The 18,379-nt window shown below is 66.6% G+C and carries 17 protein-coding genes and 1 tRNA gene; 12 read left to right on the forward strand and 6 right to left on the reverse strand.

Going from position 1 to position 18,379, the window contains the following annotated elements; translation table 11 throughout:
- The first annotated feature begins 89 nt into the window (after positions 1-89).
- The gene (locus tag G6P88_RS16230; RefSeq protein ID WP_226946846.1) at positions 90-1,247 is read left to right on the forward strand and encodes an integrase core domain-containing protein; all 1,158 of its coding nucleotides are present in this window, start codon (positions 90-92) and stop codon (positions 1,245-1,247) included.
- A gap of 47 nt (positions 1,248-1,294) precedes the next feature.
- Here the strand turns inward: G6P88_RS16230 and G6P88_RS16235 are convergent.
- Positions 1,295-1,369: transfer RNA gene (locus G6P88_RS16235), tRNA-Gly, on the reverse strand.
- A 175-nt stretch (positions 1,370-1,544) separates the two neighbouring features.
- On the opposite strand from G6P88_RS16235, the gene G6P88_RS16240 reads away from it, so the two are divergent.
- The 3 genes from G6P88_RS16240 to G6P88_RS16250 are packed head-to-tail and all read left to right on the forward strand — an operon-like array spanning position 1,545 to position 3,231.
- On the forward strand, positions 1,545-2,441 hold the full coding sequence (locus G6P88_RS16240; protein ID WP_165325247.1) for a tetratricopeptide repeat protein: 897 nt from the start codon (positions 1,545-1,547) through the stop codon (positions 2,439-2,441).
- Positions 2,442-2,452: 11 nt separating this feature from the next.
- Positions 2,453-3,067, forward strand: coding sequence for an LON peptidase substrate-binding domain-containing protein (locus G6P88_RS16245; RefSeq protein ID WP_165324106.1), 615 nt, complete (start codon positions 2,453-2,455; stop codon positions 3,065-3,067).
- On the forward strand, positions 3,064-3,231 hold the full coding sequence (locus tag G6P88_RS16250; protein WP_165324107.1) for a Trm112 family protein: 168 nt from the start codon (positions 3,064-3,066) through the stop codon (positions 3,229-3,231). The genes G6P88_RS16245 and G6P88_RS16250 overlap by 4 nt, the downstream gene beginning before the upstream one ends.
- 45 nt (positions 3,232-3,276) lie before the next feature.
- On the opposite strand, the gene G6P88_RS16255 is transcribed toward G6P88_RS16250, so the two are convergent.
- Positions 3,277-4,497 carry an FAD-dependent monooxygenase gene (locus tag G6P88_RS16255; protein ID WP_165325248.1) on the reverse strand — a complete coding sequence of 407 codons (1,221 nt, stop codon included), beginning with the start codon at positions 4,495-4,497 and terminating at the stop codon, positions 3,277-3,279.
- Between the two features lie 172 nt (positions 4,498-4,669).
- On the opposite strand from G6P88_RS16255, the gene G6P88_RS16260 reads away from it, so the two are divergent.
- The 4 genes from G6P88_RS16260 (at position 4,670) to G6P88_RS16275 (ending at position 9,032) form a co-directional block, all read left to right on the forward strand.
- Positions 4,670-7,066 (forward strand): FtsK/SpoIIIE family DNA translocase, encoded by a 2,397-nt coding sequence (locus G6P88_RS16260; RefSeq protein ID WP_165324108.1) that lies wholly within the window; start codon positions 4,670-4,672, stop codon positions 7,064-7,066.
- 67 nt (positions 7,067-7,133) lie between these two features.
- Positions 7,134-7,385, forward strand: a complete 252-nt coding sequence (locus G6P88_RS16265) for a hypothetical protein (protein ID WP_165324109.1) — start codon at positions 7,134-7,136, stop codon at positions 7,383-7,385.
- Between the two features lie 68 nt (positions 7,386-7,453).
- A complete protein-coding gene (trhO, locus tag G6P88_RS16270) occupies positions 7,454-8,428 on the forward strand; it encodes an oxygen-dependent tRNA uridine(34) hydroxylase TrhO (protein ID WP_165324110.1) in 975 nt (324 codons plus the stop codon).
- Positions 8,376-9,032 carry a glutathione S-transferase gene (locus tag G6P88_RS16275; RefSeq protein ID WP_226946611.1) on the forward strand — a complete coding sequence of 219 codons (657 nt, stop codon included), beginning with the start codon at positions 8,376-8,378 and terminating at the stop codon, positions 9,030-9,032. Before trhO ends, G6P88_RS16275 begins: the two co-directional genes overlap by 53 nt.
- 1 nt (position 9,033) lies before the next feature.
- On the opposite strand, the gene G6P88_RS16280 is transcribed toward G6P88_RS16275, so the two are convergent.
- Positions 9,034-10,992, reverse strand: coding sequence for an alpha/beta hydrolase family protein (locus G6P88_RS16280; protein ID WP_165324112.1), 1,959 nt, complete (start codon positions 10,990-10,992; stop codon positions 9,034-9,036).
- 83 nt (positions 10,993-11,075) lie between these two features.
- Complete coding sequence (locus G6P88_RS16285; RefSeq protein WP_165324113.1) at positions 11,076-12,548, reverse strand: ATP-binding protein; 1,473 nt, start codon at positions 12,546-12,548, stop codon at positions 11,076-11,078.
- A gap of 137 nt (positions 12,549-12,685) precedes the next feature.
- Between G6P88_RS16285 and G6P88_RS16290 the strand changes: the two genes are divergently transcribed.
- Positions 12,686-13,636 (forward strand): isopenicillin N synthase family dioxygenase, encoded by a 951-nt coding sequence (locus G6P88_RS16290; RefSeq protein ID WP_165324114.1) that lies wholly within the window; start codon positions 12,686-12,688, stop codon positions 13,634-13,636.
- Between the two features lie 106 nt (positions 13,637-13,742).
- Positions 13,743-15,257, forward strand: a complete 1,515-nt coding sequence (locus tag G6P88_RS16295) for a S10 family peptidase (protein WP_165324115.1) — start codon at positions 13,743-13,745, stop codon at positions 15,255-15,257.
- 45 nt (positions 15,258-15,302) lie between these two features.
- Here the strand turns inward: G6P88_RS16295 and queF are convergent, their stop codons facing one another.
- Positions 15,303-15,749 carry a preQ(1) synthase gene (gene queF / locus G6P88_RS16300; protein ID WP_165324116.1) on the reverse strand — a complete coding sequence of 149 codons (447 nt, stop codon included), beginning with the start codon at positions 15,747-15,749 and terminating at the stop codon, positions 15,303-15,305.
- 185 nt (positions 15,750-15,934) lie between these two features.
- On the opposite strand from queF, the gene sseA reads away from it, so the two are divergent.
- On the forward strand, positions 15,935-16,774 hold the full coding sequence (gene sseA, locus G6P88_RS16305; RefSeq protein WP_165325249.1) for a 3-mercaptopyruvate sulfurtransferase: 840 nt from the start codon (positions 15,935-15,937) through the stop codon (positions 16,772-16,774).
- Positions 16,771-17,967: a cystathionine beta-lyase gene (metC, locus tag G6P88_RS16310; RefSeq protein ID WP_165324117.1), complete on the forward strand. Its 1,197-nt coding sequence runs from the start codon at positions 16,771-16,773 to the stop codon at positions 17,965-17,967. The genes sseA and metC overlap by 4 nt, the downstream gene beginning before the upstream one ends.
- Before the next feature lie 15 nt (positions 17,968-17,982).
- Here metC and G6P88_RS16315 read toward each other — a convergent pair whose 3' ends face one another.
- On the reverse strand, positions 17,983-18,336 hold the full coding sequence (locus G6P88_RS16315) for a hypothetical protein (RefSeq protein ID WP_165324118.1): 354 nt from the start codon (positions 18,334-18,336) through the stop codon (positions 17,983-17,985).
- Positions 18,337-18,379 lie beyond the last annotated feature (43 nt).

The following is an 18,379-nucleotide window of genomic DNA, read 5'->3' on the forward strand; positions in this document are numbered from 1 at the left end:
GGTGACAGACTGTACCGGAGACATGGGTGACACATCTCCCCTGCGATCGCAGGGGAGATGTGTCGATGCCGTGGAAGGAAGTCTCCGTGATGGACGAACGTCTGCGCTTCGTGGCCCGCATATTGGAGGGCGAGCCGATGACCGATGTGTGCCGGGAGTTCGGCATATCTCGCAAGACCGGCTACAAGATCGTCAGTCGGTACCGCGAGAATGGGCCGGTCGCGCTGTGTGACCGCTCCCGCCGTCCGGTTCGATACGCCAATCAGCTGCCCGACCAGATCGTACAACTGCTGATCGCGACCAAGAAGGATAAGCCGGGATGGGGTGCCCGCAAGATCCGGGAGTTGTTGGTGCGCAAGCTCGACGGGGATTATCGCGTACCGTCCGTCAGCACGGTTCACGCCGTGCTCGATCGCCATGGACTTGTTACCCGCGCCAGAAAGCGGCGAGGCAAGGCGTCCGGAACATCCTTGTCGCCCGGCCTCGCGCCGAACGAGCTCTGGTGCACCGACTTCAAGGGCGAGTTCAAACTCGGAAGCGGTCGATATTGCTACCCGCTCACGGTCACCGACCATGCGTCGCGCTTCCTGCTCGCCTGCGAGGCGCTGGAATCGACACGCGAAATGCCCGTCATCGAGAGCTTCGAGAGGCTGTTCAGGGAAAGAGGTCTCCCGGCCGCCATCCGCTCCGACAATGGCGTTCCCTTCGCCAGTCCCAACGGCCTCTACAACCTGTCCAAACTGTCCGTCTGGTGGCTCCGCCTGGTCATCACCATCGAACGGATCAAGCCGGGTCGCCCCCAGCAGAACGGCCGGCACGAACGCATGCATCGTACGCTCAAAGCCGAGGCGACACGCCCGGCGCGCATGAACTTCCTACAGCAGCAGGACCGGTTCGACAGCTTCGTCACCGAGTTCAACCAAGAGCGCCCGCATGAAGCGCTCGGCATGAAATATCCCGCCGAACTCTACACGCCCTCGACGAAACCTTATCAGGGCCTGCCCCCGGTCGAGTACCCGTTCCACGACCGCGACGTGCTCGTCACCGCCTGCGGGCGAATCTGCATGCACCGGAAAAGGGTCAACATCTCGACCGTTCTCGCCGGCCAGAAACTCGGCATCAAGGAAGTCGACGACGGAATATGGCTCGTCTCATTCCTCGACTACGATCTCGGATATATCGACTTGGAACAGAAAACCCTGCAAACCATCGACAACCCGTTCGGCACGAGGTTGTTACCCATGTGACCGGAACAATCCGTCACCCATGTCTCGGGTATGTACATTCTTAAAACTGGAGCGGGCGAAGGGATTCGAACCCTCGACCCCAACCTTGGCAAGGTTGTGCTCTACCCCTGAGCTACGCCCGCTCTGGCGCTGTCCGGCGGGCGATGCCTGCCGTCGAGGCGCGGCTATTAGCCCGGGTGTTTTGACACCGCAAGCCCAATTCTCGAAAAAAATGCAGGGCCTTGGCATCGGCCTTCACCCTCCCACATAAGGGGCCTGTTTCGGGCATTGGGAGAATCATCGGTGGCGACCCTGGGAATGAGCGCGGCGGATCGGGAAGCGGTCGAGGCGTTCCGCCGAGACGTGGTCGAACCGTCGATGACCTCGCTCGTCATCCTCGATTTCTGGGCGGAATGGTGCGGTCCGTGCAAGGCGCTGGGCCCCATTCTCGACAAGGTCTCCGCCGACTATGCCGACAAGGGCGTGGTCCTCGTGAAGATCAACGTCGACGAGCAGAAGATGATCGCGTCGCAGTTCCGCGTGCAGTCGATCCCGACCGTCTATGCGTTGTTCCAGGGGCAGCTCGTGGCCGACCTGACGCCCGCCCGGACCGAAGGGCAGCTCAAGCAGATGCTCGACCAGATTTTGCGCCAGCTGCCGATCCAGGGCGCTGCCGCCAAGATGCACGAGGACATCGCGCCGCTGATCGCCATGGGCGAGGAGGTGCTGGAGGCCGGCGATATCGAGCGTGCCCTGTCGATCTTCGGCCAGCTTGCCGAAATGGCCCCCGAGGATGCCGAAGTGATGGGCGGCATGGCCCGCGCGCTCGTGCAGGCAGGCGAGCTGGAAGAGGCCGAAGCCGCGCTGGCGACATTGCCCGCCGACAAGATGAAGGAAGCCCCGGTGGCGCGGGCGCAGGCTGCGATCGCGCTGGCCCGCGAGGCGCAGCCGGTCGACGATCTTGGCGGACTGCGTGCGCAGGTGGCGGCAAACCCGGACGATCATGAGGCGCGGTTCGAACTGGCCGGGGGCCTGATGGCGAGCGGCGATCGCGATGGCGCGGCGGACAATCTGCTCGAGATCATCGCGCGCGAACGCGAGTGGAACGAGGGCGCAGCGCGGCAGCGGCTGCTCAAGCTGTTCGAAGTCGTCGGCCTGGAGGACCAGTGGGTGCGCGACCAGCGCCGCCGCCTTTCCGCAATTCTGTTCACCTGATCGGCAATCTTATGGGCGAGCGCCTCTCCATCTTTCCGCTGACCGGGGCGCTGCTGTTCCCGCGCGGCCATTTGCCGCTGCATATCTTCGAGCCGCGCTATCGGGCGATGGTGTCCGATTCGCTCGCCCGCGATCGTCGCATCGCGATGGTTCAGCCGCGTGGCCCGGGTGAGCCGCCGCCGCTATTCGATGTCGGTTGCGTCGGCCATATCCAGGAAGTCGAACGGCTCGACGACGGGCGTTTCAACCTGATCCTCGCCGGGCTGACCCGCTTCCGCATCCTTCGCGAACTCGATGTCACCACGCCCTTCCGGCAGGTCGAGGCCGATCTCCAGGCGTTCGACGACATCGCGTCGCCCGATGCGCTGCCGAGCATCGTTCGGGCGGAGATCGAGCGCGAAGCGCGCCGCTTCGCCGATGCGCGCGGCGTCGCCGTCGACTGGACCGGCGTCAGCCGGCTCGATGACGAGACGCTGGTCAACGCCATCTGCGCGCTGGCCCCATTCGACGCCGCGTCGAAACAGGCGTTGCTGGAGGCGGAAACGCTAGACGTGCGCGCCGACCTGCTCGCCCAGATACTCGCCTTCTTCCGCCGCGGCGACGATGACGGGGGGACGCTGCAATGAGCCTCGATCCCGATCTTCTCGCTATCCTCGTCTGCCCGGTGACGCGCACGCCGCTGCGCTATGACGAGGCTCGGCAAGAACTGGTCTCGGACGCGGCCGGGCTGGCCTACCCGATTCGGGAGGGCGTGCCTGTGATGGTGGTCGAGGAAGCCCGTCCGCTCTGACGTCTAAGGCCGTTGGAGCGGCAGTTACCGTGCCGTCGCCCCATCCTAGATCGCCAGCCCTTCGAGCAGCTTCGGCAGCTTGCCGGTCTCGCCGCGCGCCTCTGCCATGAAGCGGCCCTTCAGCGGGCCGAGACGCTGGACGGCGCCGAGGCCGATGCGGCGGACCGTGCGGGCCGCTCGTCCGGGCACGCCGAACAGGCGGGTGAGGCCGTCGGTCGAGGCAGCAACCATGAAGCTGTCGAGGCTCCGCCAGCGCTGATAGCGTGCGAGCAACTGAGCGTCGCCGGGATCGAGGCCCAGGCGCATCCCTTCCACCAGGACCTCGGTGAGTGCCGCGACATCGCGATAGCCGAGATTGACGCCCTGGCCCGCGATCGGGTGGATGCCGTGCGCCGCATCGCCGACCAGCGCCAGCCGCGTGTCGGTAATCCGCGCCGCATGGTGGAAGCCGAGCGGATAGGAGGAGCGGGGGGAGGCGAGGCGGAAATCGCCCAGCAGCGCGCCCATGCGCTTGGCCGCCTCGGCCTGCCAGGCGCGGTCGGGCAGACCCAGCATCGCGGGAGCGTCCTTGGCGGACACCGTCCACACGATCGCCGAGCGATGCTCGCCCTCAGGGCCGTCGATCAGCGGCAGGATGGCGAAGGGGCCGGAAGGATAGAAGATCTCATAGGCGACATTGCCATGGGGCTTGTCGTGGACGATGCCGGTGATCATCGCGACATGGCCGTAGCTCCAGCGCGCCACCGTGATGCCGGCGGCCTCACGGGTCGGCGACTGGCGGCCTTCCGCACCGATCAATAGCGCACCTTCGACGATGCGACCGTCGGAGAGCGTAACGGCTACCCCATCAAGGTCGCGCCTGACGTCGACGGGACGCAGCGGGCGGAACAGCGTCAGGCCTTCGGCGGCCCGGGCGGCGGTGTCGAGCGCGATGCGCAGGTCGCGATTCTCGAACATATGGCCGAGCGCGCCGTCGTCCGCCGGCGGCTCGAACATCAGCGCCTCGGGGCTGAGCCCGTCCTGCACGCTGATCGCGTCGATCGGGCAGCCTTTGCCGGCGAGCAATTCGCCGACGCCGATCGAATCGAGCATCCGCCAAGGGGCGCTCGCAACCGCGGAGGCGCGGCCGTCGAAGCCGGCGGCCAGCACCGCTTGCGGGTCGGCCGGATCGATGACCGCCGCCCTGATGCCGTGCTTCGAGAGTGCGATGCCGAGCGTCAGGCCGACCAGGCCCCCGCCCAGGATGATGACGTCCTGCCGTTCCATGCCCTTGTCATAGGCCCAAGCCGCGACGGGCGCCACCATCCACGTCATGCACCTTCGGACGTGGCGGCGCGACGAAGCGACGCGCGGCTCGCTTGACCGGGACTCCCCGCTATGGGATTCTGCGGCGAGCATATTCATGCGGGCGCCGGTCGTCCCGCCGGCGGATGGAATCATGGCAAGTCGCAGCATCAGGATCGCAGGCGAGGAAGAGGCGCCTTCGCCGCCGCAGGCGGAGGGCTGGCGCGGGTCGCTGGCGGGGCTCGGCCGTCGGGCAGGCGGTCTGCTCGGCGCTCTTGCGCTCATCGCTGGGACGATCGCGCTCGGCTTCGTGCTGGTGAGCTATCATGTCACCGATCCTTCGCTCAACACGGCGGCGGGCGGCCCGCCGAAGAATGTGCTGGGTCCCGTCGGCGCCTGGATCGCCGATCTCGCGCTGAGCCTCTTCGGCCCGGCGATCGCGCTCGTTCTGCCGCTCGGCTTCGTCTGGGGTCTGCGCATGTGGCGTGCGCATCCGGTGGGGCGCTGGGGGCGCTCCATCCTGATAGCGTTGCTTGCCGTCGCGCTGTTGGGCGTGGGCCTGGCCCTGTTCCGGGGCGGTTCGGTTGCCGGCCTCCCCGCCGGCTACGGGGGCAGTCTCGGCCTCGGCGGCGCGGCGCTGGTGGGCTATGGGCTCGACCAGATCGCCGATCCGATGGTCGCCAACGGCGCCCGGCTGGGGAGCGCGGCGCTGCTCGCCATAATCGGCCTGTCGCTGTGGATATGGGGGCTTGGGCTGGAAGCGGACGAACGCGACTGGCTGCTGCGGCGCGGCGCCCATGCCCGTCGTCCCGCCGAGCCGTTCGACATGGACGACGATCCCCCGTTCGACGAGACCGACATCAGCACGATCGACCGCGATCCGGTTCCCGTGCGTCCGCCGCGCCACGCGCCGATCGAGGAAGATGTCGAGGCGGCACCTCCGCCCGTCATCGCCGATCGCAAGAAGGCCGCCGCGCCCTCCGCCAAGGCGGTCGCGCGCGAACGGCAGAGCTCGCTGCCGCTTGGCGACACCTACAAGCTGCCCAGCCTCTCGCTGCTGGCGCCGGCGCCGCCCGCGACGAACAAGACGATCGACAAGGCTGCGCTCGAGCGCAACGCCCGCCTGCTGGAGACGGTGCTCGACGACTTCAACGTCAAGGGCCGCATCGTCGAGATCCGCCCGGGCCCGGTCGTCACCATGTATGAACTCGAGCCGGCCGCCGGCATCAAGGCGAGCCGCGTCATCGCGCTGGCGGACGATATCGCGCGCAACATGTCGGCGCTGTCGGCGCGCATCGCGGTGATACCCGGCCGGACGGTGATCGGCATCGAACTGCCCAATGCGAAGCGCGAGACCGTCTCGCTGTCCGAACTGATCGCCAGCGATGCCTTCGAGGAAGCGGCGACCGGGCTGGCGCTGGTGCTGGGCAAGAATATCGGCGGTGACCCGGTGATCGCCGACCTCGCGCCGATGCCCCACCTGCTCGTTGCCGGTACCACCGGCTCGGGCAAGTCGGTCGGCATCAACTCGATGATCCTGTCGCTGCTCTACCGGCTGACGCCCGAGCAGTGCCGGATGATCATGATCGATCCGAAGATGCTCGAGCTCAGCATCTACGACGACATTCCCCACCTGCTGTCGCCGGTGGTGACGGAGCCGCAAAAGGCGGTTCGTGCGCTCAAATGGGCGGTCGAGCAGATGGAGGACCGCTACCGGATGATGTCCTCGGTCGGGGTGCGCGGCCTCGCCAGCTTCAACGAGCGGGTGCGTGCGGCCAAGGCCAAGGGGCAGCCGCTCGGCCGGCGTATCCAGACCGGCTATGACGCCGAAACCGGCCAGCCGATCTATGAGGAAGAGAAGCTGGAGTTCGATCCGCTGCCGCAGATCGTGGTCATCGTCGACGAGCTCGCCGACCTGATGATGACGGCGGGCAAGGAGGTCGAGTTCCTGATCCAGCGGCTGGCGCAGAAGGCGCGCGCCGCGGGCATCCATCTGATCATGGCGACGCAGCGGCCGTCGGTCGATGTCATCACCGGCGTGATCAAGGCCAACCTGCCGACCCGCATCAGCTTCCAGGTCACCAGCAAGATCGACAGCCGCACGATCCTGGGCGAACAGGGCGCCGAGCAACTGCTGGGCAAGGGCGACATGCTCTATATGCCCGGCGGCAAGCAGATCGTCCGCGTCCACGGCCCATTCGTGTCGGACGACGAGGTCCGTGCGGTCGCGGACCATTGGCGCTCGCAGGGGACGCCCGACTATATCCAGGCGGTCACCGAGGAACCGGAGGATGGCGGTTTCGCGATGGAGGGCGGGCCGACCGGACCGGACGATCCCGAGACGCAGGCCTATCGCCGGGCGATCCAGCTGGTGGTCGAGAATCGCAAGGCCTCGACCAGCTGGCTGCAGCGTCAGCTGCGGGTGGGCTATAACTCGGCGGCGCGGCTGATCGAGCGGTTGGAGAAGGACGGGATCGTGTCGCAGCCCGACCATGTCGGCCGCCGCGAGGTGCTGGTCGACGTCGCCGATCTGGGACGCTTCCTGAACTGATCTGGCTTTCTGACCGGCTGTGATGCGGATCACCTCGCCGGTTCGACTGTGGTGCCATTCAGGGAGGATGAAGCTGCTCCCCCTGTTGATCGCCCTCGCCGCATGGCCGTCCGCCCTGGTTGCGCAAGGTTTGCCGATCGACTTCGACGCCGAAGCGATCGTCGCCGAGAAGGTGCAACGTGATGCGGCTGCTGCCGCTGCGAGGGACGAGGCTGCTGCTGCGGCGAGGCCGGTACGCCTCGGCGATCGCCGTCCACTCCACCCAGACGAGGCACCCGCACCGCTCCTCCCGTCGGAGCCGGGTCAGCCGGAAGGCTGAGCCGGAGCGATCCTCGACGCCATATTCCCGCTTTGCGTGGTGACGATCTCTTGTCATAGGCACGCGCCATGACCGATCCGGCAGCCTTGCCCATCTGCGTCGCGGCGCTGTACCGCTTTGCCCGTTTCGACGATCCCGAAGCGGTGCGCGTGCCGCTGGCCCGACGCTGCGCGGAGCTCGGGATCAAGGGCACTCTGCTGGTCGCCCGCGAGGGGCTGAACGGCACGATTGCCGGGACCGATGCGGCGATCGCGGCGGTCGTCGAGCATATCCGTACGATCCCCGGCTGCGCCGATATCGAGGTCAAATATTCGCGCGCGGCGGCGATGCCCTTCCACCGGATGAAGGTCCGGCCGAAGCGCGAGATCGTGACGATGGGGCAGCCCGACATCGACCCGCTCGACGACGTCGGCCACTATGTCGAACCCGAGGAATGGAACGCGCTGATCGCCGATCCCGACGTTATCGTCATCGATACGCGCAACGACTATGAGGTTGCGATCGGTAGCTTCGCCGGAGCGATCGACCCGAAGACGCCCAGCTTCCGCGACTTTCCGGCTTGGTTCCGGGCCGAGCGCGAGCGGCTCGCGGGGCAGGGCAAGGCGCCGCGCATCGCGATGTTCTGTACGGGCGGCATACGCTGCGAAAAGGCGACCGCCTTCGTCAAGGCCGAGGGGATCGAGGATGTCTATCACCTCAAGGGCGGCATCCTGAAATATCTCGAGACCGTCGATCCTGCGGAAAGCCTGTGGGAAGGCGAGTGCTTCGTCTTCGACCAGCGGGTGGCAGTGGGGCATGGCCTGGCGCCCGGCAGCCATAGCCTGTGCTTCGCCTGTCGGCGGCCGGTAAGCTCAGAGGATCGCCAATCCTCGCTCTACATCGAGGGCGTCTGCTGCCCGGCCTGCTTCGAGGAGCGCGACGAGGAGCAGCGCCGCCGCTATGCCGAGCGCAACCGGCAGGAGCGCCTCGCGGCCGAGCGAGGCGTGGCGCATGTCGGTGCCGTCCTGCCCGTGGCCGATGACCGTGCTGCCGATCCTCTATAGCTTTCGCCGCTGCCCCTATGCGATGCGGGCGCGGATGGCGCTGCTCGCATCAGGGCAGAGCTGCGAGATTCGCGAGGTGAAGCTGTCCGCCAAGCCGCCCGAACTGGCGGCGGCCTCGCCCAAGGCGACTGTTCCCGTGCTGTGCCTGCCCGACGGCAGGGTGCTCGACGAAAGCCTCGACATCATGCGCTGGGCTCTGGGCCGTAGCGATCCTGAGGCCTGGCTCGGCCGCGACGATCCGGCATTGATCGCGGCCAATGACGGGCCGTTCAAGCACCATCTCGACCGTTACAAATATCCGGAACGGCACGGCAGCGATGCGGAGGTTCACCGGTCAGCCGGGATGGATATGCTCCTGGCACTGGAAGCGCGTCTCGCGAGCCGGCCCTATCTGTGCGGCGATCGGCGGGGTTTCGCCGATATCGCGATCTTCCCCTTCGTGCGGCAGTTCGCCGAAACCGATCGCGGATGGTTCGACGCGCAGCCCCTGCCTGCGGTCGCAGCATGGCTCGCCGGTCTGACCGAAAGCGACTTGTTCACCGCGATCATGGTGCGCCTTGCTCCCTGGAAGGCCAGCGACGCACCGGTCAGCTTTCCAGCCTAGCTCAGGGTTTCGCTGCCGGAGCCGGATCGGGTGGGTTGTGCTTCTCGACGAAGGCGATCGATGCCTTGAGCATCGCCAGCCGCGTCTCGCCTTTCGACAGCCAGTGATCCTCGCCCTCGAGCCGGATGAACTCATGCGGTTTACCCGCGCGCGACAGGGCGGATGCCATCTGGCGGCTCTGGTCGAACGGAACGACGATATCGTCGACGCCGTGGATCAGCATGATCGGCGCATCTGCGCGTTCGGCAAAATTGGCGGGCGAAACCAGCTTCATGTCACGGCCTGATCCTATCTCGGTGCGCAGAGACCGGATCACGGTGCGGCTCTGACCGCTCTCGCGAATGTCGGTGCTGATCATCCGTGAGACGTCGGCCACGCCCGCGACCGAGACGGCGCAGCGATACAGGCCCTGTTGCAGGGTAACCCCAGCCAGCGCCGCATAGCCGCCATAGCTGGCCCCGACGATGCATACGCGCTTCGGATCGATGATGCCCTGCCGCGCGAGATCGGCGACGCCGTCGGAAATGTCGGACTGCATCTTGCGGCCCCATTCTCCATAGCCCGCGAGGCGGAAGGCCGGGCCCAGCCCCTCCGACCCTCTGAAATTGGGCTGGAGCACGGCATAGCCGCGCGATGCATAGGCCTGTGCCCACCAGTCGAACACCGGATAGTCGCGCGCGGCGGGGCCGCCATGCGGCAGGACGATAAGCGGCAGATTCTTTTCGCCGCGACCTGGCGGGAGGGTCAGGACAGCGCCGATCTCCAGGCCGTCGGCAGCCTTGTAGCGGATCATGCGCATCGGGCCCACGTCGCCCGGATTGATCGCATAGCTGCTGCCGAGTGGATCGGCGCGCCCCGTCTTGATGTCGACGACCCAGTAGCTCTGCGGATCGCCGGGGCCATCGGTCCGAACGATCATGCGGTCGAAGGCGGCGTTCGCGTCGATCAGCCGGACGGTCGCGCCCGGAAAGGCGCGGCGGGCGCCCGCCATCCGCTTTTCGTGGCGCTCGTCGAAGAAATGATCCTCCTGAACATCCCCATCGCGGGTATAGCCGATCGTCAGCCGGCTCTTGTCATCGGTCAGGAGGCGGTCGGTCGCCTCGTCGGGCAGCAGTTCGACGGCTGCCCCGCCGGCCAGCGGGATCTCGAAGACCGTACCGCGCCCTTCCGCATCACGATCAAAGTATAGGACCGTACCGGGCGTGCGGCCGAGGCTGAGCAGCGAAATGTCGCCAAGGGGGGATCGGCCGGTCGCGATCGAGCGTCGCTGACCATTGTAGAGCGTCCAGTCGCCCTTCGTCTCCTCGAAGTCGAGATAGGCGGCCAGACTGCCGTCCGCGTTCACGACCCAGTCGCGCCATGTGGAAACGGAAGGCGAGCGATTGGAGATCAGCCGAGATTTGCGTGTTTCGAGGTCGACTTCGTACAGTTCCGCCTTGGTGCTCCCGAGCGTGAAATCATAGCCGGTGCGCTGCAGGGTGATCCCGCCGAAATAGCCGTACCAGCGTCCGTCGCGCTCGATCGCCCCGAAATAGCCGCGTATGCCGCCGGTGATCCGGTCATCCTTTTGGAAGATCGTCCATGGGGCGCCCTTACCGAGGTTGACGACGACCATAGAGCTGAGTTCGGTCTTGTCGGTCGTGAAGCCGAAGCCAAGGGCATAGGTGCTGGTGGCGTGCATGAGCAGTGTTTCGTCGCCCGCCCAGTGAATCGCACGCAGCTTGTAGTCGCCGACCTCCACCGCAGTGAGCAGCTTGCGGTTTCCGTCGGTCACCAGCAGCTGGCGCTTGCCCTGGAACATGCCGATCAGCGCGATCCGGTCGCCCGATGGCGACATGGCGGTCATCTCGAGCGTGGGCAGCTTGCCATAGACGTCGATCGGGGGCGCTGCGGCCACCGCGACCGAAAGCAGCATGACAAAAGCGGCCGCGAACCGCGCAAACCACGAAAACACGATCATAAATGCCCCCTGTGCCTCGCAGGAATAGCGCGGCTCGGGAAAGCGACCATGTTTGATTGCTCCGATACGGAGCAATCGGCCCGCTATTCGGCGGCTTCGGGCAACGAGGCGGCGGTCGTCCAGCCGAGGCGCGGAATGTTGATCGAGCGCTTGCCCGACAGGTCGGTGCGCAGGACGAAGATCCCCTGTTCTTCCATATAGGCGATCAGCCGGCGCACGCGGCCGAGGGAGTGCGTGCCGTAGACCTGCGCCATAACCGTGTCGGACGGCGCCTCCTGACCATCGCGCGCGGCGCGGGCGACCAGCAGGAAGGGGGCGAGCATGTCGTCGGGCAGCGAGGCGCCGATCGCGAGTGCGTCGAGCCAGCCCTCGTCGAGTTCGCCGTAGAGGCCCGCGCGCGCCATGGCGAGGCGGCGGCGGAAGCCCGCGAGGTCCAGGCCGGGGCTGGTCAACCGCTGCATCCGGCAGCGCACCGCGAAGTCCTGAAAGAGGACAGCGGGCTGACGATAGGTCGCCTCAGGATCCTCCACCATTTCGCGCAATACGGCGTCGATGACGGCATCACGCTCTTCGTCGGGCATGGCGGGGCCGCCCGGCGCGGCCGACGGCGTCAGGACAGGACCCGAGCGGCTGATCGCCCGCAGCAGGTCGTCGCTGGTCGGCGTTGGAGCCCTTGGCGGCGGGGGCGGGGGTGGCGCGTCGTCGCCGGGGGCGAACAACAGGCCCTGCAGATCGCCGGGTGCTGCAGACGGCAGCGGAACCAGCTTCGGGCTGCCGCTGCGCGCTGAGGTCTGTACCGCGCCGACCGTTACCGCAACCGGTCGGCGGGAGACCGCCGGGCCGAGTGCGAGGAACTGGCCGCGCGGCAGATCGCGGATCTGTTCTGCCTGGCGGCGGTCCATGCCGAGCAGGTCGGCCGCGCGCGCCATGTCGATGTCGAGGAAGGTGCGACCCATCATGAAGTTGGAGGCTTCCGCCGCGACATTCTTGGCGAGCTTGGCGAGGCGCTGGGTCGCGATCACGCCGGCCAGCCCGCGCTTGCGGCCGCGACACATCAAATTGGTCATCGCGCCGAGCGAGGCGCGGCGCGCCTCGTCGGAGACTTCGCCGGCGACGGCGGGGGCGAAGAGCTGGGCCTCGTCGACGACGACCAGCGCGGGATACCAGAAGTCGCGGGGCGCATCGAACAGGGCCGACAGGAAGGTCGCCGCGCAGCGCATCTGCTGTTCGATCTCGAGTTCGTCGAGCGCGAGCACGACCGAAACGCGATGCTCGCGGATGCGGTTGGCGAGGCGGACGATCTCGGCCTCGCTATGGTCGAAGGCCTGGATCACGACATGGCCGAAACGGTCGGCTAGGGTGACGAAGTCGCCTTCGGGATCGACCACCACCTGCTGGACGACATTGGCCGATTCCTCGAGCAGCCGGCGCAGCAGATGCGACTTTCCCGAGCCCGAATTGCCCTGGACGAGCAGACGGGTGGCGAGCAGCTCCTCAACGTCGAAATGGACCGACTGGCCCGGGCCGCTGGTGCCGATGTCGATTCGTGCGGTCACGTGCCGCTGTCTGGCGGATGGCGGCCCCCTTGTTCAAGCCGTCTGCGGCAGAAAGCTGTGGATGACTCGCCTTTGTCGGTCGGCCGCTAGCCGTCGGCGGGGATGACGACCCCGCTGGCGGCCGCTATATCGGACAGATGACCGACATCGCAGACCTCACCCGCGTTCCCAGCACGTCGCTGGCGACCGCAGACCATGACGCCGCTGGCTTCGCGCAGGCGATCGGGCGGGCGTTCGAGCGCTTCGGCTTTGCCGTCGTCGCCGATCATGGCATCCCCGCCGATCTGATCGCGCGCGCCGAAGCGGCGGCGAAGGCCTTTTTCGCGCTGCCGGAGGATGTCAAGCGCCGCTACCATGTCGCGGGCGGCGGCGGGCAGCGGGGCTATACGCCCTTCCGGGTTGAGACGGCGAAGGATTCGACCGAGGCGGACCTCAAGGAGTTCTGGCATGTCGGCCGCGAACTGCCGGCCGGGCATGTCTATGCCGATCAGATGCCGGCCAATCTCTGGCCGCAGGAGATCGTGGATTTCCGCCAGACCTATCTCGACCTGTTCGCCGCCTTCGAGCGGACGGGCGCGCGGATATTGTCGGCGATCGCGCTCTATCTCGACCTGCCCGCAGATTATTTCGTCGATCCGGTGCGCGACGGCAATTCGATCCTGCGGCTACTCCACTATCCGCCGATCGGTCCCGATGCGCCGGGTATCCGGGCGGGCGCGCATGAGGATATCAACACGATCACGCTGCTGCTGGGCGCCGAGGAAGGCGGCTTGCAGCTTCTCGATCGCGACGGCCGCTGGCTTGCGGTCGACATCGCGCCGGGTGAGCTGGTGGTCAATATCGGCGACATGCTCCAGCGGCTGACCAATGGCCGGCTGCCGTCGACCAGCCATCGCGTGATGAACCCACCGCCGGAACGCCGCGGCTTTGCGCGCTATTCGATGCCCTTCTTCCTGCATTTCCGCCCCGATTACCTGATTGAGACGCTGCCGCAGACGATCACGCCGGAACGGCCGAACCGCTTTCCCGAACCGATCACGGCCAATGACTATCTGCTGGAGCGGCTGCGCGAGATAAAGCTGATCTGACCCCGGGCATCGGTTCGCGGGGCAGCCGCGCCGGCGCGTGAGATTTCACGCTTTCCCTCGCGGCGAAAGCTGGGCTAGCCTGTTCTCCTACAAGGGGATTCCGGAAATGCGCCTGACCACCAGCCTCGCCGCTCTCGCCATTGCGCTCGCGCCGTTCGCGGCGCACGCCGCCGACAAGAAGAAGGACGAGGAGGCGGCCGCCGCGCCCGCGCCCGTTCCGCCGCCCACCGTTTCGGTGACGAAGCATAAGGGCGTATTCGGCGGCCAGTCGATCGCCTACACGGCGACGACCGGCGAAACCTATCTGAACGACAAGGACGGCAAGCCGGCAGCGGCGATCTTTTCGACCGCCTATGTCAGGGACGGAGGGGATCCGAAGACCCGGCCGGTGACCTTCCTCTACAATGGCGGTCCTGGTTCGGGTTCGCTGTGGCTCCACATGGGCGCTTTCGGTCCGAAGCGCGTCGTCCTGCCCGACGCCAAGGACGATGGCGCACCGCCCTATCCGCTCGTCGACAACCCGGAAAGCCTGCTCGACGTCACAGACCTCGTCTTTATCGATCCGGTCGGCACCGGCTTCTCGCACACGCTCGGCGGCAAGGACCCCAAGGACTATTGGGGTGTCTCCTCCGACGCCAAGTCGATCTCGGACTTCATCCGCAAATGGCTGAGCGAGAATGGCCGCTGGGCCTCGCCCAAATATATCGGTGGCGAGAGCTATGGCACGACCCGCTCGGTCGCGCTGATCAACGAACTCGAGGGCAGCTATAACGACGTCGCGGTCAACGGGATCATCCTGATCTCGACCATCCTCGACTTCGCAGCGCCGGCCGAAGTGCAGGGCAATGAGATGCCCTATATCCTCAACCTGCCGTCGATGACGGCGACCGCCTGGTATCATCGCAAGCTGCCCAATCCGGCCGCGACCGTTGCCGAGGCGGCGGCGCAGGCGCGTGCCTTCGCGATCGGGCCCTATGCCGCCGCGCTGCTCAAGGGCAACCAGCTGGGCGCGGAGGAGCGGGCATCGATCCGCGCCGAACTGGCGCGGCTGACCGGACTGTCCGAGCAGTATCTCGACAATGCCAATCTGCGCGTGACGCCGGGCCGCTTCTACAAGGAGTTGCTGCGGGATCGTGGGCTGACGGTGGGGCGCCTCGATTCCCGCTATACCGGCGTCGATTATGATCGCGCCGGGGAAGAGGGCGACAACGACCCGAGCTTCTACGGCATCGACGCTTCCTACACCTCAGCGGTGAACAGCTATCTGCGCGGCGACCTGAAATATACCACCGACCGTCAATATGTGACGATCGGCGGGGTGCGCGGCTGGGACTGGAAGCTGGAGGGGCAGGGCGGCCGCGACGGCGAGGTCTATGTCAATGTCGCGCCCTATCTCGGACGTGCGCTGCGCGAGAATAGCGGGCTGCGCGTGTTCGTCGGCCAGGGCTATTATGATTTCGCGACGCCCTTCTTCGGCGCCGAATATTCGCTGAACCGCCCGGGCTTCGACCCGTCGCGGATCCAGTTCCATTATTATGACGCCGGCCACATGATGTATGTGCGGCAGGAAGATCTGCGCAAGCTGAGCGCCGACGTGAAGGCGTTCATCCGCGCGCGCTGACGCGAGTCAGATGGTGGGTTCAGACCCCTCCCTGCCGGGGAGGGGTCAGCCCCGACCGCGATAGCCGGGGACGCCCTGATCGGGAACCCACAGGCCTTCGGGCGCGGGGCCCGACTGCCAGAAGACGTCGATCGGTATGCCGCCGCGCGGATACCAGTAGCCGCCGATGCGCAGCCAGTGCGGCTTCATCTCGTCGAACAGCCTCTGGCCGATGCCGACGGTGCAGTCCTCGTGAAAGCCGGCATGATTGCGGAAGGAGCCGAGGAACAGCTTGAGAGACTTGGATTCGACGATCGTTTCCGCCGGCGCATAGTCGATCACCAGATGCGCAAAATCGGGCTGGCCGGTCACCGGGCAGAGCGAGGTGAACTCGGGCGCCGCGAAGCGCACCATATAGAGCCCCTTGCGCGGGTTCGGGACATAATCAAGGATCGCGTCCTCGGGCGTGGCGGGAAGCGTGCTGGTCTGGCCGAGATGGAGCGGTTTGGACATGTGGCGCCCTTAGCGGAGCGTCGATCCGATCGCCACATCTGTATGAAAATTACAAATAATACGTTCAGGAACAAATATACTTGCCACACATTCTCACAATACGTAACTAAGCGACGCCTCCCCAGGCGTGTCGATTCGTTAAGTGAAGGCGTGGCGCTCTGTCGCGTTCGTTTGAGGAGGTTATGATGGACATGCTGGTTTCGACCGAATGGCTTGCGGGCGAGCTCGGAGCGAATGATCTCCGCGTCGTCGACGCGACCTATTTCGCGCTCGATGCCGGGCGGGATGCGCAGGGCGAATATGAGGCGCGCCACCTTCCCGGAGCCGTATTCCTCGACCTGGGCAATCTCAAGGACGAGACGTCCAGCCTGCCTTCGATGCTGCCAAGCGCGGAGAAGTTCGCCAGCCGCATGCAGTCGCTGGGCCTGGGCGACGGCAGCCGGATCGTTCTCTACGACAACAGTCCGCACCACACGGCCGCGCGCGCTTGGTTCATGTTCCGCATGTTCGGGGTGAATCAGGTCGCGATCCTCGATGGAGGGATCGGCAAGTGGATCGCCGAGGGGCGCCCGCTCGAGCAGGGCAAGGTGGCCTTGCGCCATCGCCATTTCACAGTCTGGCGCGATCCAGCCCCGGTCCGCGATCTGGCGCAAATGAAGGCCAATCTGGCGAGCGGTGCGGAGCAGGTCGTCGATGCACGCGGCGCCAAGCGCTTCTCGGGCGAAGAGGTCGATCCACGTGGCCTCGCGGCGGGCCACATCCCCGGCTCGCGTAACCTGCCCTATGAGCGCCTGTTCCAGGAGGACGGCACCTTCAAGGACAAGGCCGCGCTGCGCGCCGAATTCGACGCTGCGGGCGTCGACTGGAACAAGCCGATGATCACCACCTGCGGTTCGGGCATCACCGCCGCCGTCATCCTCTTCGCCGCAGCCTTGCTCGGCAAGGAAGACGTGGCGCTCTATGACGGCTCGTGGAGCGAGTGGGGCTTGCTCCCCGACACGGAAAAGGCGATCGGTCCTGCGTGAACGCAGATGATCGCGACAGGTTGAAGACGGGAACCCGGCTGGCGACGGCCGGGCGACCGCATGGCGAACGCCGGACGATCGTCAACACCCCCGTCTGGCGCGCCTCCACCATATTGTTCGACAGCGTTGCCGAACTGCGCGCCGCCACCCGTAAGCCCGACGATGGCCTGTTCTACGGCAGGCGTGGCACGCCCAGCCAATGGTCGCTCGCCGAGGCACTGACCGAGCTTGAGCCCGGGGCGGGGGGAACGCTGCTCTATCCGTCGGGAGTGGCGGCCATCGCGGGGACCCTGCTGGCGCTGCTGTCGCCCGGCGACGAACTGCTGATGGTCGACAGCGCTTATGAGCCAACCCGCGCGCTGTGCGGCGGCCTGCTCCGGCGGATGGGCATCCGCACCCGCTTCTATGATCCCGGCATCAGCGCCGGAATAGCGGAACTGATCGGTCCCGACACGAAATTGATCTTCCTCGAAAGCCCCGGCAGCCTGACTTTCGAGGTGCAGGACGTGCCGGCGATCGTGGCAGTCGCGCGCGAGCGCGGGCTGCTCACCGCGATCGACAACACCTGGGCGACGCCTTTGCTTTTTCCGGCGCTGTCGCACGGCGTCGACGTTTCGATCCTCGCCTGCACCAAATATGTGGTCGGCCATTCCGACGCGATGATGGGGTCGGCGACTGCGACCCCGGCTCTCTATCCTCGCCTGCGCCAGACGGCGACGGCGCTGGGGCAGACCATCAGCGCCGACGATGCTTTTCTCGCTCTGCGCGGCCTGCGCACGCTCGAGGTCCGGCTCCGCCGCCATGAGGAGAGCGCCCTGCGGGTGGCCCGATGGTTGTCCGAGCAGCCGCAGGTCGCGCGCGTTCTCCACCCGGCCTTGCCCGACTGTCCCGGGCACGCGCTGTGGGAACGTGACTTCGCAGGTGCCTCAGGCCTGTTCAGTTTCATGCTGAGCGGCGGCGATGACGCCGCGCGGGCCGCGCTGATCGACGGGCTGCGCCATTTCGGGATCGGCTTTTCCTGGGGCGGTTTCGAAAGTCTCGCCCTGCCGGTCGATCCGCACTCGCTGCGCACGGCCACGTCCTGGCAGGCGGAAGGGCCGCTCGTTCGCCTGCATATCGGGCTGGAAGACCCCGACGACCTGATCGAGGATCTGCGGCAGGGGCTGGAGCGCTTCGCGGCTGCGGCAGGCTGAACGCCGCACGCCCGGTCAGGCGATGGCGGGCGACAGCGTCGAGCGGATGCGACGGGCGATGTCCTGCAGCGCCTTGTCGAGGGCGGCGACGGCGCCCTGGCTTCCCTGCGGCGGGCGTGCATCCCGCGCCGCGACGGCGCCCAGACCCATGGCAGCGATCAGCTCGGCTTCGCGCAGCAGCGCGTCGATGCGTCGCCGCGCGACCGGATGCGCGCCGGCATAGGCCTCGGTCAGGGTCGAAAGCAGAGCGGATACGCCCTCGCGGGCGGCGATGTCGGCCGAGCGACCGAGGGTACGGTCGAGCAGTTCGAAGCAGTGCTGGGCGGTTGCGGGCGTCCCTGCATCGATCCGTATCGCGCGCTCGAACATGGGGGTCTCCGGCCTGTGATTGCGCGCCGACGATGGATCGGAA

The organism is Rhizorhabdus phycosphaerae (assembly GCF_011044255.1).
In the GTDB taxonomy this organism is placed as follows: Bacteria; Pseudomonadota; Alphaproteobacteria; order Sphingomonadales; family Sphingomonadaceae; genus Rhizorhabdus; species Rhizorhabdus phycosphaerae.

Coding starts and splice junctions, on each gene's coding strand:
- G6P88_RS16230 (WP_226946846.1), top strand. CDS start 90: ATGGACGAACGTCTGCGCTTCGTGGCCCGCATATTGGAGGGCGAGCCG.
- G6P88_RS16295 (WP_165324115.1), top strand. CDS start 13,743: ATGCGCCTGACCACCAGCCTCGCCGCTCTCGCCATTGCGCTCGCGCCG.
- G6P88_RS16315 (WP_165324118.1), bottom strand. CDS start 18,336: ATGTTCGAGCGCGCGATACGGATCGATGCAGGGACGCCCGCAACCGCC.
- G6P88_RS16255 (WP_165325248.1), bottom strand. CDS start 4,497: ATGGAACGGCAGGACGTCATCATCCTGGGCGGGGGCCTGGTCGGCCTG.
- G6P88_RS16280 (WP_165324112.1), bottom strand. CDS start 10,992: ATGATCGTGTTTTCGTGGTTTGCGCGGTTCGCGGCCGCTTTTGTCATG.
- G6P88_RS16250 (WP_165324107.1), top strand. CDS start 3,064: ATGAGCCTCGATCCCGATCTTCTCGCTATCCTCGTCTGCCCGGTGACG.
- G6P88_RS16290 (WP_165324114.1), top strand. CDS start 12,686: ATGACCGACATCGCAGACCTCACCCGCGTTCCCAGCACGTCGCTGGCG.
- G6P88_RS16260 (WP_165324108.1), top strand. CDS start 4,670: ATGGCAAGTCGCAGCATCAGGATCGCAGGCGAGGAAGAGGCGCCTTCG.
- queF (WP_165324116.1), bottom strand. CDS start 15,749: ATGTCCAAACCGCTCCATCTCGGCCAGACCAGCACGCTTCCCGCCACG.
- G6P88_RS16240 (WP_165325247.1), top strand. CDS start 1,545: ATGAGCGCGGCGGATCGGGAAGCGGTCGAGGCGTTCCGCCGAGACGTG.
- G6P88_RS16275 (WP_226946611.1), top strand. CDS start 8,376: ATGTCGGTGCCGTCCTGCCCGTGGCCGATGACCGTGCTGCCGATCCTC.
- trhO (WP_165324110.1), top strand. CDS start 7,454: ATGACCGATCCGGCAGCCTTGCCCATCTGCGTCGCGGCGCTGTACCGC.
- sseA (WP_165325249.1), top strand. CDS start 15,935: ATGGACATGCTGGTTTCGACCGAATGGCTTGCGGGCGAGCTCGGAGCG.
- G6P88_RS16245 (WP_165324106.1), top strand. CDS start 2,453: ATGGGCGAGCGCCTCTCCATCTTTCCGCTGACCGGGGCGCTGCTGTTC.
- G6P88_RS16265 (WP_165324109.1), top strand. CDS start 7,134: ATGAAGCTGCTCCCCCTGTTGATCGCCCTCGCCGCATGGCCGTCCGCC.